The 15,887-nt window shown below is 49.0% G+C and carries 13 protein-coding genes; 7 read left to right on the plus strand and 6 right to left on the minus strand.

The window, feature by feature from the left end; all coding sequences use genetic code 11:
- Positions 1-151 precede the first annotated feature (151 nt).
- Positions 152-1,618: a coniferyl aldehyde dehydrogenase gene (locus EWA64_RS14175; RefSeq protein WP_061893861.1), complete on the plus strand. Its 1,467-nt coding sequence runs from the start codon at positions 152-154 to the stop codon at positions 1,616-1,618.
- A gap of 114 nt (positions 1,619-1,732) precedes the next feature.
- Here EWA64_RS14175 and EWA64_RS14180 read toward each other — a convergent pair whose 3' ends face one another.
- The 6 genes from EWA64_RS14180 to EWA64_RS14205 all read right to left on the minus strand — a co-directional run bounded on the left by EWA64_RS14180 (position 1,733) and on the right by EWA64_RS14205 (position 7,862).
- Positions 1,733-2,713 carry an alpha-L-glutamate ligase-like protein gene (locus EWA64_RS14180; protein WP_061893862.1) on the minus strand — a complete coding sequence of 327 codons (981 nt, stop codon included), beginning with the start codon at positions 2,711-2,713 and terminating at the stop codon, positions 1,733-1,735.
- A 3-nt stretch (positions 2,714-2,716) separates the two neighbouring features.
- Positions 2,717-4,222 (minus strand): inactive transglutaminase family protein, encoded by a 1,506-nt coding sequence (locus EWA64_RS14185; RefSeq protein WP_061893863.1) that lies wholly within the window; start codon positions 4,220-4,222, stop codon positions 2,717-2,719.
- 8 nt (positions 4,223-4,230) lie between these two features.
- Entirely contained in the window at positions 4,231-4,974 is a 744-nt protein-coding gene (locus EWA64_RS14190; protein ID WP_061893864.1) for an ATP-dependent zinc protease family protein, read from the minus strand.
- Positions 4,975-5,101: 127 nt separating this feature from the next.
- Positions 5,102-6,073 (minus strand): tRNA 5-methoxyuridine(34)/uridine 5-oxyacetic acid(34) synthase CmoB, encoded by a 972-nt coding sequence (gene cmoB / locus EWA64_RS14195; protein ID WP_061894093.1) that lies wholly within the window; start codon positions 6,071-6,073, stop codon positions 5,102-5,104.
- Positions 6,074-6,156: 83 nt separating this feature from the next.
- Entirely contained in the window at positions 6,157-6,894 is a 738-nt protein-coding gene (gene cmoA, locus EWA64_RS14200) for a carboxy-S-adenosyl-L-methionine synthase CmoA (protein WP_061893865.1), read from the minus strand.
- Positions 6,895-6,995: 101 nt separating this feature from the next.
- Positions 6,996-7,862: a DUF72 domain-containing protein gene (locus EWA64_RS14205; RefSeq protein ID WP_369435828.1), complete on the minus strand. Its 867-nt coding sequence runs from the start codon at positions 7,860-7,862 to the stop codon at positions 6,996-6,998.
- Positions 7,863-8,131: 269 nt separating this feature from the next.
- Between EWA64_RS14205 and aspS the strand changes: the two genes are divergently transcribed.
- The 6 genes from aspS to cydA all read left to right on the plus strand — a co-directional run bounded on the left by aspS (position 8,132) and on the right by cydA (position 15,877).
- Complete coding sequence (aspS, locus tag EWA64_RS14210) at positions 8,132-9,910, plus strand: aspartate--tRNA ligase (RefSeq protein WP_061893866.1); 1,779 nt, start codon at positions 8,132-8,134, stop codon at positions 9,908-9,910.
- A 116-nt stretch (positions 9,911-10,026) separates the two neighbouring features.
- Positions 10,027-10,548 (plus strand): crossover junction endodeoxyribonuclease RuvC, encoded by a 522-nt coding sequence (gene ruvC, locus EWA64_RS14215; protein ID WP_039425503.1) that lies wholly within the window; start codon positions 10,027-10,029, stop codon positions 10,546-10,548.
- 121 nt (positions 10,549-10,669) lie between these two features.
- Positions 10,670-12,121 (plus strand): methyl-accepting chemotaxis protein, encoded by a 1,452-nt coding sequence (locus tag EWA64_RS14220; RefSeq protein WP_061893867.1) that lies wholly within the window; start codon positions 10,670-10,672, stop codon positions 12,119-12,121.
- Positions 12,122-12,200: 79 nt separating this feature from the next.
- Positions 12,201-12,815 (plus strand): Holliday junction branch migration protein RuvA, encoded by a 615-nt coding sequence (ruvA, locus tag EWA64_RS14225; RefSeq protein ID WP_061894094.1) that lies wholly within the window; start codon positions 12,201-12,203, stop codon positions 12,813-12,815.
- A gap of 14 nt (positions 12,816-12,829) precedes the next feature.
- On the plus strand, positions 12,830-13,834 hold the full coding sequence (ruvB, locus tag EWA64_RS14230) for a Holliday junction branch migration DNA helicase RuvB (protein ID WP_061894095.1): 1,005 nt from the start codon (positions 12,830-12,832) through the stop codon (positions 13,832-13,834).
- 456 nt (positions 13,835-14,290) lie between these two features.
- Positions 14,291-15,877, plus strand: coding sequence for a cytochrome ubiquinol oxidase subunit I (cydA, locus tag EWA64_RS14235; protein ID WP_045568934.1), 1,587 nt, complete (start codon positions 14,291-14,293; stop codon positions 15,875-15,877).
- Positions 15,878-15,887 lie beyond the last annotated feature (10 nt).

Below are 15,887 nucleotides of genomic sequence, written 5' to 3' on the forward strand. Positions count from 1 at the left end.
AAACACCCGCCCAATATGGCGGGTGTTTTTGATTGTGGCGGCAACTAAAAGCAAACAATGCCGATCATCACAGCATGTTCGCTGCCAATTGCAACTGTTCGTCATGTAAACAAGATGTTAATATAAGCCAGCGATGACAGAGGAAGAGGCAATGAATGCACTGGTGAAACCTGAAACGGATATCCCTTTTGAAGCAACATCCACTCATGCAGTCAATGAGCTTGAGTCTTGGTTTGATGCACTCAAACGCGCTTATCAGCAAGAGCCAATGCCAAGCTTTAGCCAAAGGAAGCAGCGGTTGCTGGCGCTAAAAAAACAGTTAAGTCGCTATCAAGATGTGCTTGCGCAGGCGATGAGTGACGATTTTTCTGGCCGTAGCGTCACTGAGTCGAAAATGGCTGACGTACTCGCGCCGATTTTAGACATCAACCACGTTGTGCGTCATTTAAAAGGTTGGATGAAACCGCGCCGCCGCGCCACTGAGCTGATGTTTAAGGGCAATAAACTGGAGTTGCGTTATCAGCCCAAAGGAGTGGTGGGGATCATTTGTCCGTGGAATTTTCCGATTTATCTTTCTGTTGGGCCACTTATTACTGCCTTGGCGGCAGGTAATCGCTGCATGATAAAAATGCCGCCAAACTGCCCGAGAACCAGCCAAATTTTGAGGCAGATGTTGAGTGAAACTTTCCCCCAAGACTTGGTGTGTGTGGTGGATGGCACTCACCCTCAAGCGATGCAGATCTCCCATTTGCCGTTTGACCACTTGGTTTTTACCGGATCGCCAACCAGCGGACGGGTTATCATGGCGAATGCGGCTGCCAATCTCACCCCAGTGACTTTGGAGCTCGGTGGTAAATCGCCAGCCATTGTGCTGGATGACTTTGATATCACTCAGGCGGCGCAGCGTATCGCCCATGGTAAAGGGTTTAATGCAGGGCAGATTTGTATCGCACCTGATTATGCCTTTGTACCGCAAGCGAAAATGGCCAAATTTGTGGCGGCGCTGAAACAAGCGCACAGCAAAATGTATCGCCAGCTTTCTGGTAATCAGGATTACACCTCGCTGGTAGATGAGGCGCAATATCAACGTTTTCATCAGCTTCTGGAGGATGCTCGCGAAAAAGGTGCAGAGATAACACAATGTCTTGAGTATGGCGATGGCAGACAAACGCCGCTTTATGTCGTGACACAACTAACGCCACAGATGCGCATTTGTCAGGAAGAGATTTTTGGCCCACTGCTTCCCGTGCACTGCTATCAAGACGTGCAAGAGGTGATTGATTACATCAACCAACGTCCACGGCCGCTGGCTTGTTACCTCTTTAGCCACGATGAGGCTCAGCGCGAGCAAATCCTAGCGCAGACCCATAGCGGCGGCGTCACCATCAACGATTGGGGTTGGCATGTGATGAACCATTCGGTGCCGTTTGGCGGAATTGGCAATTCTGGTATCGGTAACTATCACGGTGAAGAAGGCTTTCGTGAGCTGAGCCATGCGCGCAGCGTTTTGCTAATGCGAGATTGGTTTCCGATCAGCCTATTTTCTCCGCCTTATGGCCGTTTGATTCAAAAGCTGGTTTTGCGGCTGTTTGTCGGCAAGGCCGACAGAAATCTATAAAGTCGATGGCTGGATTTGCCCGTTTGTATCTAAGACAGTCGATAACCGCCAGTGGAAAACAACACGTGAGCTAGGCAGAAAAAGGCCCACATTGGTTGTGGGCCGTTGTGGCGATTAATAGCGTGATGTGATCACGCCAAATTGTTTGGCTGAATATGCGACGCGCTCTGCCGGTGTGGGATACGTAAGCTGAGTACCTAAATTTTCAATATGGTGCAATCTTGGTAGCAAGCCACAGCCATTGGCTATCTGAATCGCTAAACCCGGACGAGCGTTGAGCTCCAACACCATCGGCCCTTCTTCTTTATCCAACACCATGTCGGTGCCAATATAGCCAAGCCCGGTCATTTCCCATGCGCTGGCGGCCAATGTGAGTAAGCGCTCCCAATGGGGAACCTGCAGTGTTGCCAGCTCCTTTCCGGTATCTGGATGGTGGGTGACTGGCTGGTTAAATTGCACCGCGCGCACCGCTTTACCTGTCGCAATGTCAATGCCCACTCCGACGGCGCCTTGGTGTAAGTTGGCTTTGCCATCGGATGCAGCCGTCGAGCAGCGCATCATCGCCATGATTGGATAGCCTTTAAAAACAATAATGCGCACATCCGGGACGCCTTCAAAACTGAAACCGTCAAAACAGTCATCAAATTTGATGAGGTTTTCCACCACAGCAACGTCGTTTTTTCCGCCCAGAGAAAAGAGCCCTGCCAGTGTGTTACTTAAATGGCGCTCGACTTCTTCCCTATTGATGGTTGCCCCAGAGGGTTTGGTATACACGCCATCTTTATGCGAAGTGACCACCAAAATGCCTTTGCCACCACTGCCACGCGCTGGTTTGATAACAAAGCCAGGCCAGCTTTTGACCATCTCATGAATGGTTTTCACTTCAACCTGATTACTGATCACACCAATCAATTGCGGCACCGTACATCCAGCGCGCTGGGCGATGATTTTGGTTTGCAGCTTGTCATCCACCAAAGGGTATTTAGAGCGATCGTTATAGCGGCCAATGTAGCTATGGTTGCGCTTGTTCATGCCCATAATCCCTTTACGGCGCAGCTTAAACGGCGAGGTGTAGTTGGACAAAATCGATAGCATCAATTAGTCCTCCACCAGAGGTTTGAAGCGGCGTAATTCGGTGATACGGTAACCTGTGTAAGTACCCAGCAGCAAAATAGCGGCAAGGACGATCAACTGTAGGCCGATAAAATTAAAGGTCAGATGCTGCACATAGCTGTTGGTCATACCAAGGTAGACCAACACGGCGGTAAAGAGCGAGCCACCACCTTGCAAGATAACCTCTTTGGCGCCTTCCTCTTCCCACAGAATGGACATACGTTCGATGGTCCAAGACAGGATAATCATCGGGAAGAAGGTGATTGAAAGCCCTTCTGTCAAACCGATCTTAAACGCCACCACAGTGAATATGGAGATGATTAAGATCACCGTTATGATCACTGCTGATATCCGTGCGACCAACAGTAAGTTCAGTTTGGAAAGATAGCTGCGGATGATTAAGCCAGTACCGACAATCAGCAAAAAGCCGACAATGCCCGTGACCAGTTGCGTTTGCACGAACGCCACTGCGATCAGTACCGGCATAAAGGTCCCTGAGGTTTTCAGACCGATGATAACCCTGAGGAAAACGACAATTAGAGCGCCGATCGGGATCAGCATAATAGTCTTAAACATCGCTTGTTCTTCAAGCGGCAAGCTGTGAATAGAAAGATTCAGTAGGCCATCGGCTTCGACCTTGTTGTTGGTCGCTTGCTGCGGAGAGATGTCCTGAGCGATCATCGAAAAGTGCACTTGGCTGTTCTGACCGCCCATCAAATCTAACAAAGAAATGTTGGACTCATCCCACACAAGTAGGTTGGCCGATGTTGCGTGCTGCTCTGAATTGGGTGAAAACAGCACCCATTCTTGGCCATTCCATACTTGGACCATAGGTTGAATCATTTGACGGCGACGTCCATCTTCAAGCTCAATGACACCGACAATTTTGCTCTGCACTTCGGCGTTGGAAAGCAGTTTGTAGAGCGTCGTGGTTTTGTCTTGGCTATTAAGCAGCAGCGCCGCACTCTGGCTATCGGGGTCATTGAGCGTTTTGATCAGTTCACGTGTAAACGTCACGTTATCTGAAGAACGGCTCATTGCTTGATTGATCAGTGCATCGGCCGCGGTTTGTTCGGGGCCAGTAAAGGTCGGTTTTTCGATGGTTTCTGCCGGAGGAATAGGCGTGGCTTTAGCATGCGGATCAACCAAAAACTGAGTTTTGTAATAGATGGTCTGTGCACCAGAAGCTTTGCGAATCGACCACTCTGCACGGCGGCCTGAATCGGTGTTCACGTAGGAGACACCGTAACCTGGCGAAGAGGCTGTTTCACTAATCAGGGTAAAACCAGTTTGCGTATTTGGGGCGGCAAGAGAGGCTTTTACCTCCTGACCTTGCGCGTTAAATTCAATGCGCGCCTCGATATCCCAAATTTGGCGGCTTTCGCCAGGAGTCCAAGGAACGCCATAAGTCTGATGTCTAAAAACACTTAATGTTACCCCGGCGACGATCAGCAAGATGATCGATAGGTAAAAAGGAATTCGGGAAGTCATGATCTACCTTATTTTTTCTTTGCTTCGCTCTGAATGTACGTACGACTGACGTCCACCAGAGCGATATCGCGAATAAACTCGCGGCCGAGCAGAACCGGATGGCTCATCTGTGAGCGGTCTGCTAATGTAAACTGTGCTTTTTCATGAATCGCCCCCACTTTCACCCACAGCTCAACGACTGCGCGGCGTTCGGTTTCATCACTAGTGGACTGGCGGATTTTGACGAAGCGAATAATCGGCGCTTCAATCCAATTTTCCTCGGTTGCAGGCTGAGTGTTGTCGGCGAGATGAAAACGTACCCACTGCTTGCTATTGCGCTCGAAGATTTCAATATCGATAGCATTAAGAGAAGAGGTGGCCGCACCTGTATCAACGCGGGCATCAAAAGACTGCTTAATCGAATCAATCGTCACTTTCTCAATTGCGCCGAGAACAATGTCCGTTTTGGCTGGAGCATGCTTGACTGCGACGACTTCAGGTTGAACCGCCTTAGGAACGGCAACGGCTACTGGTGCTTGAGGTTGCGGCATCTCGGCGATTTTTTTTTGTAGTTCGAGGATCTGATTTTCTAAGCTTTCAATGTAATCGACCTGATTGGACGATTGAAGAGTCAGGTTTTCGATTCTGTTGGTAATACGCGCTTCAGAATCTTGTAAGGCGGAAAGCATTTGTTGTTGGTGTTGCTCGCTGTTGGTTAATGTGCAGCCAGATAACAGAACAAAAGCGAGTGCTGGCGTCAATCGTAGTAACATTGAAAGCCTTATATTTATGAGGATTAAGTATTTGTATTTGGGAGTTTAGCTTAATAAAAAGGATGCGTGAAGCATCCTCATGTAAGGGTATGGTGATACTCAAATTTCTGAGTCAAGAGAGTGTCAATTATGGCTTCTTCGCAACTAACACGGCGCGGCGAGGCGCTGGGTAGCCTTCAACGGTTTTGCTCGCTTCGTTTGGATCAAGATAATCGGGCAGTGAATTGTGAGTCATCCAATCGGTGCTACGTTGCTCTCCAATCGAGGTGACATTTTCATCGACAATGCGCACTTGTTCAAAGCCGACCAACTCCAACCACACTTTCAATGCGCGCGCAGAAGGGAAAAAGTAGACATTGCGCATTTGCGCGTAGCGCTCTTTCGGTACCAAGACGGCGTTTTCATCGCCCTCGATGACCAGTGTTTCCAAAATCAATTCACCCCCAGCAACGAGCTGATCTTTCAGTTGGATCAGATGATCGAGCGGTGAACGGCGATGGTAGAGCACACCCATACTGAATACGGTATCAAACGCTTGCAACTTTGGCAGTTGCTCAATCCCCAAAGGCAGAAGGTGAGCACGTTGATCTCCCCCCATCAGTTTGCGAATTGCTTCAAACTGGATCAAAAACAGATGAGAAGGATCAATGCCTACACACAGACGTGCTCCTTCGCCGAGCATGCGCCACATGTGATAACCGTTACCACAACCGACATCCAGCACGCTGCGGTTTTTCAGTGGCGAAATATGCGGGAGAACACGATCCCATTTCCAATCACTGCGCCACTCGGTATCAATATGAATGCCGTGCACATGGTATGGCCCCTTGCGCCAAGGGTGAAAAGTGCGCAGCAAGCTTTCGAGTTTTTTCAGCTCACCAATAGGCATGGGTTGGTGATTTGAAATGGTCACCGACTGCTTGAGATCGATGTTGTCTGGTGTGTCGGCAGAGATTTTGTTGAGTGCACGTAACCAGCGATCAAAATCACCGTGCTCCGCGTTTTGCCAATCTGTCAGTTGCTGTGGCAGTACATTGAGCCAAGGTTGCAGACGAGTGTCCTGAGCAATAAGTTGATAAAAATTTGCAAAGTTAAACATGGTTAATTGATCACTGTTGGTAAAGTCATTTTTAAGTATGTGTTTGAACGGCAATGCTGGCCGCTATGTATGGCACCTGGTGACTATTTGATGGCAAACATTGAGCCAAAGTTAAAGCATTGGAACCACACTTCAAAGCTGGAGAAGCCAATTTCAGCGAAACGTGCTTTGTGCACTGCGATAGAATCTGGGCGCATTACGTTTTCAATGGCACTGCGTTTTTGGCTGATTTCCAGTTCGCTGTAGCCGTTGGCGCGCTTGAAGTCATGGTGTAAGTCAATCAGCAGTTCGTTCGAGACTTTGTCCTCAAACACGTATTTTTCCGACAAGATCAAAATACCGCCTGGGCGCAGCCCCTGATAGATTTTTTCCAGTAGCGCTCTTCTGTCGGCAGGTACTAAAAATTGTAACGTGAAGTTGAGTACCACCACTGAGGCGTTTTCGATATCAATGTCGCGAATGTCCGCTTCAATGACGTCAACCGGTGTATCGCTACGATAAGCGTTAACGTGCAGTTTGCAACGCTCGACCATCGCTGGTGAGTTGTCGACCGCAATGATCTGACACCCTTCTTGTTTGATACGGCGGCGCATTGATAAGGTCGCGGCCCCTAGCGAGCAGCCCAGATCATACACTTTACTGTGCGGTTTGACGAAGCGCTCAGCCAGCATGCCGATGGCAGAGATGATGTTGCTGTAACCCGGCACCGAGCGTTGGATCATGTCCGGAAAGACTTCGGCAACACGCTCATCAAAGGTGAAATCCCCAATTTTATCGATTGGAGCCGAAAAAATAGTATCTGGATTGCTTTTGGGGTTCATAGCCATTCTCTGCATGCAACTGGCCTACAACGACGCAGGCACTAAAAAGGCGCGTATTTTAGGGGAAATTGACGCGTGTGTCATGTTTTGCCGTGCCCTGTTTAGAACATCGATATCTGCGATTGGTTGTCGTTTGCTGGAAAATTTGCCAAATCAGGTAATTGCACCATTTGTTGTAGCTGTCGGTAGAGTTTGAGCGCGAGCTCGGGCGCCAAGATGTTATCGGGCGTATGGATCATCACATAGGGCTGTTTTCCCTCACTTATCCACTGTGGCAGTTTTGCCAGCCAAGGCTGGAAAAAGGGCAGGTTTGCCTCAAGAGCCGGATGACCAATAAAGCGGATCATTGGATGATGGGCGGTAGCAATCGCGTGCACAGGCACGCGCGGTTTTTTCTGCTGGGCATCAATGACGGCATCGCTGGTGGGAGCGGCAGCAAAAACCGGACGGCTATCCATAATAATGCGATCGATGCCGGCCTCCATTAACCAGTGGTTAAGGCATTTTTCGTCGTCGCCTTTGGCAAAAAAGGCCGGATGGCGGACTTCCACGCCAAGCGGAAAATCGCGCGGAAAAAGCTGACAAAAGCGTTGTAGCCTTGGCAAATATTCGGGAGCAAAGGCGGCAGGCAATTGAATCGTCCATTGGCCGATGCGTGCATGCAAAGGGGCCATAATGTGCAGAAAATCCGCCAGCATTGCTTGGCAGCCTTGCAGCATTTGTTGATGGGTAATCGCTTTGGGCAATTTGAAGGTAAAGCGAAACTCATCGTGTGTGGCTACAGACCAATTGCTCACTGTAGATGCGTTAGGCGTGGCATAAAAGGTGGTGTTGCCCTCTACGGTATGAAAGACTTGCGCATACTTTTCCAATCGCTGTGCAGGCTTAGTGCCGGAGCCATAAAAGCTCTGTTGCCACTGGTTGTGCGACCACATCGTTAAGCCGAGTCGCATAGGGAGTTTATTCATCATTTACCTTGCTCTCATTCCACCTGATTACTTTACGGCAGTTTTGCCCCAATAGGTACTTTCACGCTATAATCGCGACCCATTTTTATGCTTTGCTGTGCTTTTGAACAGTTGTTGTATTAAAAAGCACCAATGCATGATAAAACGCAATAAATTGTATTCTGACTAGTCGATTTTCTTAGACTTTCAGCGTATAAATGGACCTTTGCTCTGCGGAGAAATTCACCGGCGGAGTCGTTATCAATTTAAGAGAGATTGGGAATTTCATTATGCGTACCCATTACTGTGGTCACCTGAACAAGTCCCTTGCAGGACAAACTGTAGAGCTATGCGGCTGGGTTAACCGCCGTCGTGATTTAGGCGGTCTGATTTTTATCGATATGCGAGATCGCGAAGGTGTCGTTCAGGTAGTCGTCGATCCGGATATGGCGGACGCGTACGAGATCGCAAGCCAACTGCGTAATGAATTCTGTATCAAACTCACGGGTGAAGTTCGTGCGCGCCCAGAAAGCCAAATCAATGCGGAGATGGCAACGGGTGAAGTGGAAATCTTGGCCAAAGGTCTTGAGATTATTAACCGCTCTGACGTGCTGCCATTGGACTTCAACCAGAAGAACTCAGAAGAGCAACGTCTGAAATATCGCTATCTGGACCTGCGTCGTCCAGAAATGAGCGATCGCATTAAACTGCGTGCCAAAGCGTCGAGCTTTGTTCGCCGTTTCCTCGATACCAATGGTTTCCTTGACATCGAAACGCCAGTGCTGACCAAAGCGACGCCGGAAGGTGCGCGTGACTACTTGGTGCCAAGCCGAGTGCACAAAGGTAATTTCTATGCGCTGCCTCAATCACCACAGTTGTTTAAACAGCTGCTGATGATGTCTGGGTTTGACCGCTACTACCAAATCGTCAAATGTTTCCGTGACGAAGATTTGCGTGCAGACCGCCAGCCTGAATTTACTCAGATCGATATTGAAACGTCATTCATGACGTCAGATGAAGTGCGTGCTATTACGGAGAAAATGATCCGTGAAATGTGGCTGGAGTTGCTGAACGTTGATTTGGGCGAGTTCCCAGTGATGCCTTACAGCGAAGCGATGCGCCGTTTTGGTAGTGATAAGCCAGACCTACGTAACCCGATGGAATTGGTTGACGTGGCTGATCTGCTCAAAGACGTTGATTTCAAAGTCTTCTCTGGCCCGGCGAACGACGAAAAAGGTCGTGTTGCGGTTCTGCGTGTTCCAGGCGGTGCGGCTTTGACGCGTAAACAAATCGACGAATACACGTCATTTGTGGCGATCTATGGCGCGAAAGGCTTAGCATGGTTAAAAGTTAATGATCTTGCCGCTGGCATGGAAGGTATTCAGTCACCAGTGGCCAAATTCCTTTCTGATGACATCGTCGCTGCGATCATTGAGCGTTCGGGCGCGCAATCTGGCGATATCATCCTATTTGGCGCCGATAAAGCCAACGTGGTTGCCGAAGCGATGGGCGCGTTGCGTCTGAAAGTGGGTAAAGATCTTGCTATCACTAACGAGTCCGCTTGGGCGCCGCTGTGGGTGGTGGATTTCCCAATGTTTGAGAGTGATGGTGAAGGCAATGTTGCCGCGATGCACCACCCATTTACCTCGCCACTCAACATGACGCCAGAAGAGCTGAAAGCCAACCCAGAAGGTGCGTTATCTAACGCATACGACATGGTTCTAAACGGCTACGAAGTGGGTGGCGGTTCAGTGCGTATCCATGACGCGAAAATGCAAGCTGCCGTGTTTGATCTACTGGGCATTGAAGCCGAAGAGCAGAAAATCAAATTTGGCTTCCTTCTGGATGCGTTGAAATTTGGTACACCGCCTCACGCAGGTTTGGCGTTTGGTCTGGACCGTTTGGTGATGTTGCTGTGTGGAACGGAAAACATCCGTGACGTGATTGCCTTCCCGAAAACCACTGCGGCAGCGTGTCTGATGACCGATGCGCCAAGTCTTGCTAATGCGGCGGCGTTGGAAGAGCTGGCAATTTCGGTCTCGCTAGCAAAAGAGAAAAGCGCTGAGTAAGCGTTAAGTTTGTGAAAAAACTCCCGCCTTTGCGGGAGTTTTTGTTTTCACACTGGAGCCATCTTTTCTAAGATGAAGCCAGTCTATCCACATGACAAAAAGAAAGTGGGAAAGTCATGTCTATTATTCTTGGGATTGATCCGGGTTCGCGTGTCACGGGATACGGTGTGATTCGTCAAAACGGTCGCCACCTTTACTACCTTGGTAGCGGTTGTATTCGCACTTCGGAAAAAGATCTGCCCGGTCGGCTGAAACAGATCTACGCTGGAGTAAGCGAAATCATCACTCAGTTCCAACCGGATGCGTTTGCCATTGAACAAGTCTTTATGGCAAAAAACGCCGACTCCGCGCTGAAACTGGGCCAAGCTCGGGGGAGTGCGATCGTGGCTGCAGTGAATGCAGAGCTGCCAGTGTATGAGTACGCGGCGCGTCTAATTAAACAGGCCGTGGTGGGTAACGGTGGGGCTGACAAGGTGCAAGTTCAGCACATGGTACAGCATATGCTCAAGTTACCCGCTAAGCCGCAGGCGGATGCGGCGGATGCGTTGGGGGTGGCGATTTGTCACGCCAATACCAATAAGACCTTGATTGCATTAGCAGGCCAAGCCACCAGTGCCAAAAAAGGTCGTTATCGCTGATAACCAAGCGATGCAGAAAAATGAGACAGGCGAAACAGAATCAAAAATGAGATTTGTTATCCAAATGTTACATAGATATAGTGGTCGGAGGTCATAACAGTTTCGATCAGGAAGATTGAGCATGAATCCAGCCACCTTATGGCGTCAGTTTTTTGTTCCCTCGCAAAGCGAGTGGACAAGCGCTCAGCAGCGGCAAGCTGACATCTTATCTCTCTTTACGTTCATCGCGTTTCTCGTTGGCGTTTACAGTTTAATCAAGTGGAGTAAGCATGGCAGCGAAAGCCTTGTCACCACGTCAATCGCGTTAATCGCACTCGAGTTGCTGGCTGCATTTTGTCTCAAGTGGTTTAAAAATCCGACCTTAGCTCTCAACTTGGGGTTTGTCGGTATGACGTTGCATGCGCTCAACATCATCTATCAAAGCGGTGGCGTGGTGGACTCGACCCAGACCTATTGGGTTCCGCTGTTGGTGGTGGCTTTTTTCCTCTCAGCGACACGCGCTATGGCGCTCACTTGGAGTGGCATTGTCATCGCGATTTCCGCCATCATGACTTATCAACATATTGCAGGGACTCCCTTTCCCCATTTAACGTTATCCGCTGGAGAGACACGTGTAGAGATTTGGTCGGGAACCATTTTGCCGCTGGTGGTGATTTGCATTGCTCAGGCGTTTACTGCCCGGCAGCGTGACAATGCAATTGAAGGGGCTGAACGGGCGAAAGCGCAAAGTGAAGCGGTGGCTTTGCAAGCGAAGGAGGGGGAGAAAAACCTGTCGACTGTGCTGGCGCATGCCACTACCAATACCAACCAGTTGAACATCGTTTCTCAAGCGCTGGAAAGCCAATCGACAACGCTTGATAGCCAAGTCACTCAACTGAATCTCAATTGTGAGTCGCAAGCCAGTGCCGCAGAGCAAATGAGCCAGCAAGTACACCAAATGGCGCAAGGGGTCGAAGAATCGGGACGTTTTGTGCAAGAGCTGCGGCAAAAGAGTGAGCTGGTACATCATCAAGCTGAAAAAAGCTCAGAGCTGCTTAATGCCTCGACAGAGGCTATCAGCCAGATCTTAGAAAGCCACGAACAGATCATGAAAGTGGCGGATTTGATCACCTCAGTAGCGGAGCAAACCAATCTATTGGCGTTGAATGCGGCGATTGAGGCAGCGAGAGCGGGTGAACAAGGCCGCGGGTTCGCTGTGGTTGCCGATCAGGTACGTGAACTCTCTTCGCAAAGCAGCCACTCGGCTGTTGAGATCCGAAATTTGCTTGATCGTAGTGAGCAGGAAGTGAAGCATGGTCAGCACGTGATTCACTCCAGTGCTGAGCGAATGGCTGAGATCATCGACCAAGTGACAACTATTTCCTCTGACGTTAACAGCTTGGCCGATATCATGAGTCAGCAAATGACTGCGCTTAACGAGTTGGATCAAGCCAGTAGCGAAGTAGCGTCAGGCGTAGTGAACACAAAAAGTATCTCTGAAATTGTCGCGGCGAATGGTACGCAATTGAGGCAGCAAGTTGACACGGTTCGTCAGTTGACATCCCAGTTAGAACAAGTCGTCTCAAAAATCTGAACGCTCGCCAATAAAGAACTGGATGTCTATCCAGTTCTTTATTATTCTGTCGCAAATTCATTTCCAAAGAGTATTTAACGTGATCGGACGTCTTCGCGGCATTTTGCTGGAAAAACAACCCCCTGAAGTTTTGATAGAAGTTAACGGCATCGGCTATGAAGTGCAGATGCCGATGAGCTGTTTCTACGAGTTGCCTCATGTGGGGGAAGAAGCCGTGATTTATACTCATTTTGTGGTGAGAGAAGATGCGCAACTGCTGTACGGTTTTAATACGGTCAAAGAGCGTGCTTTGTTCCGTGAGGTGATTAAAGCCAATGGTGTGGGGCCGAAACTGGGTCTGGCCATTTTGTCCGGTATGACGGCCAGTCAATTTGTCGCGTCGGTTGAGCGTGAAGATATCTCGACTCTTGTGAAGCTACCGGGTGTTGGCAAGAAAACCGCAGAGCGGTTAGTGGTTGAAATGAAAGATCGCCTCAAAGGGTGGAGCGCTGGTGATCTCTTTACCCCGTTCACTGATGCCGCACCAGCAGATATCGGCGCGGCGGCAAGCAGTAACGCCGAAGACGAAGCGGTGAGCGCGTTGTTAGCGCTGGGTTACAAACCTGTTCAAGCGTCGAAAGTCGTCGCGCAAGTGGCTAAACCGGACATGACCAGCGAGCAGGTGATCCGCGAAGCGCTGAAATCCATGATCTAAGGGTGCATATTGAAATGATTGAAGCAGATCGCTTAATTGCACCGGAAAACCCTACATTTCGTGAAGAAGACGTGATTGATCGTGCTATTCGGCCGAAAAAGCTGGCTGATTATCAAGGCCAAGATCATGTGCGTGACCAGATGGAAATCTTTATCAAAGCGGCCCAGTTGCGTAGTGAAGCGTTGGATCACTTGTTGATTTTTGGTCCTCCGGGCTTGGGGAAAACCACCTTGGCTAACATCGTCGCCAACGAAATGGGCGTCAATATTCGTACGACTTCTGGGCCTGTGTTAGAAAAGGCAGGGGACTTGGCAGCGCTACTGACCAATCTCGAAGAGAATGATGTGCTATTTATTGATGAGATCCACCGTCTTAGCCCAATGGTTGAAGAGGTACTCTATCCGGCGATGGAAGACTATCAACTCGACATCATGATTGGTGAAGGCCCTGCGGCGCGTTCGATCAAAATCGATTTGCCGCCTTTTACTCTAATTGGCGCGACTACGCGAGCGGGCTCCCTTACCTCGCCGCTACGCGATCGCTTCGGCATCACTCAGCGTCTTGAGTATTACAACATTCCTGACTTGCAAAATATTGTCCAGCGTAGTGCCAGTTGTTTGAATCTCTCAATGGATGCAGAAGGTGCTCTGGAAGTGGCGCGCCGCGCACGTGGTACTCCTCGTATTGCCAACCGTTTGTTGAGGCGTGTACGAGATTACGCCGAAGTGAAAGGTGATGGGCACATTTCAGCTGAGGTTGCGGATCTTGCGTTGAATATGTTGGATGTTGATTCGCAGGGTTTCGACTACATGGATAGAAAGCTGCTGCTCGCTATCATGGAGAAATTCTCTGGCGGCCCGGTTGGGCTAGACAATATGGCTGCAGCGATCGGTGAAGAAAAAGATACGATTGAAGATGTACTTGAGCCGTATCTCATTCAACAAGGTTATTTACAAAGAACACCCAGAGGCCGGATCGCAACAGATAGGGCTTATCTCCATTTCGGAATAGAAAAATAAGTTTGCAGAGCCAGAACGTCAGATCTGGCTCTCTACTTAATGTGATTTAATTCACATTATTTGAAATCTTACCACCCCTTTGTAGGTAAGAAAAAGTGGTCAATTGTTAATCTTTGGTGTTACTTATTTTCCCTTTGATTCTCTGTGGTTACCTGCATTTAACAAACCCTCTATTTGAGTGTTGATTTAGATCAATTTGACGCTTTTTTGCTCAAAAATGAACAGATTATCTTGATTTGGATCAACGCAGAATCTCCCTATAAATTTTTTGAAACAAGATAGCTTTAGCAGTAGTATTAGCTGTAGCTATATTAGCTGACGCTTAACAATTAACTAACCAATACGGTACATTTTTGCAACAAATACTTGTTTTGTTTAAACAAGTGCTAAGCTTTCTCAACACTGGTGAGTTGTAAAATGTAGAGAGTGTCATTCAGCCGACACATAGGAGTTACTATGATTGACGTAGTTGATCTATCGCGGTTGCAGTTTGCACTGACAGCGATGTATCACTTCCTGTTCGTACCTCTGACTCTGGGCATGGCTTTTCTGTTAGCCATCATGGAGTCACTGTACGTAATGACCGATAAGCAGATCTATAAGGACATGACAAAGTTCTGGGGTAAGCTGTTCGGGATTAACTTTGCTCTAGGTGTGGCGACAGGCCTAACCATGGAGTTCCAGTTCGGTACCAACTGGTCTTACTATTCGCACTACGTAGGTGATATTTTTGGTGCACCTCTCGCGATAGAAGCCCTGATCGCCTTCTTCTTAGAATCCACTTTTGTTGGTCTTTTCTTCTTCGGTTGGGATCGTCTATCTAAACGTCAACACCTAGCGGTAACCTGGTTGGTGGCCTTAGGTTCTAACTTCTCTGCATTGTGGATTCTCGTGGCGAATGGTTGGATGCAAAACCCAGTGGGCGCAGAGTTCAACTTCGAAACCATGCGCATGGAGATGGTGAGTTTTGCCGAAGTAGTGCTTAACCCAGTGGCACAAGTGAAGTTCGTTCATACCGTGGCTTCTGGTTACACCACTGGCGCAATGTTCATCTTGGGCATCAGTGCTTACTACTTGCTTAAGGGTCGAGATATCGCCTTTGCTCGCCGCTCTTTTGCTATTGCCGCTTCGTTTGGTATGGCCGCTATTCTCTCTGTTATCGTGCTTGGTGATGAATCAGGCTATGAGCTTGGTGAAGTGCAGAAAGTGAAACTAGCCGCTGTTGAAGCCGAGTGGCACACAGAGCCAGCGCCTGCCGCTTTCACGCTGTTTGGTCTGCCGAATCAGGATGCGATGCATACCGATTACGCCATCAAGATCCCTTATGTGATGGGTATTATTGCCACGCGTTCATTTGATGAACAAGTGACGGGCTTGCGTGACCTGCGTGATCAGCACGTTGACCGCATTCGTAACGGCATGTACGCCTATGAACTGTTGGAAAAACTGCGCGCTGGCGATAAATCACCTGCCAACATGGCGGCTTTTGATGAGGTCAAAGGTGACTTAGGTTATGGCTTGTTGCTGAAACGCTACACAGACAAAGTGACCGATGCGACAGAAGAGCAGATCCAAGCGGCTGCGGATGATTCTATTCCAACGGTTTGGCCACTGTTCTGGTCATTCCGCATCATGGTTGCTTGTGGTTTCATTATGTTGTTCGTGTTTGGTGCCGCGTTTGTACAAACTTGTCGTCAAAAGATCGAACAAAAGCAATGGATACTCAAAGCGGCGCTATTCAGTATTCCACTTCCTTGGATCGCAGTCGAAGCAGGCTGGTTTGTTGCTGAATTTGGTCGTCAGCCTTGGGCCGTCGGCGAAATCTTACCTGTCAATGTGGCAGCCTCTGCGCTGAGCGCTGGCGAAATCTGGACATCGTTGTTCGCTATTTTAGCGCTCTATACCGTGTTCTTAATCGCAGAAGTTTACCTCATGGTGAAGTTTGCCCGTAAAGGCCCAAGCAGCCTGAAAACAGGTCGTTATCACTTCGAACAAAATGCAGACTCTGTTGCAGACAAAGTCAGTCGTCAGGTCGAAGCGTAAGGTCAAGGAG

The sequence above is a fragment of the Vibrio cidicii genome, assembly GCF_009665415.1.
Classification (GTDB): domain Bacteria; phylum Pseudomonadota; class Gammaproteobacteria; order Enterobacterales; family Vibrionaceae; genus Vibrio; species Vibrio cidicii.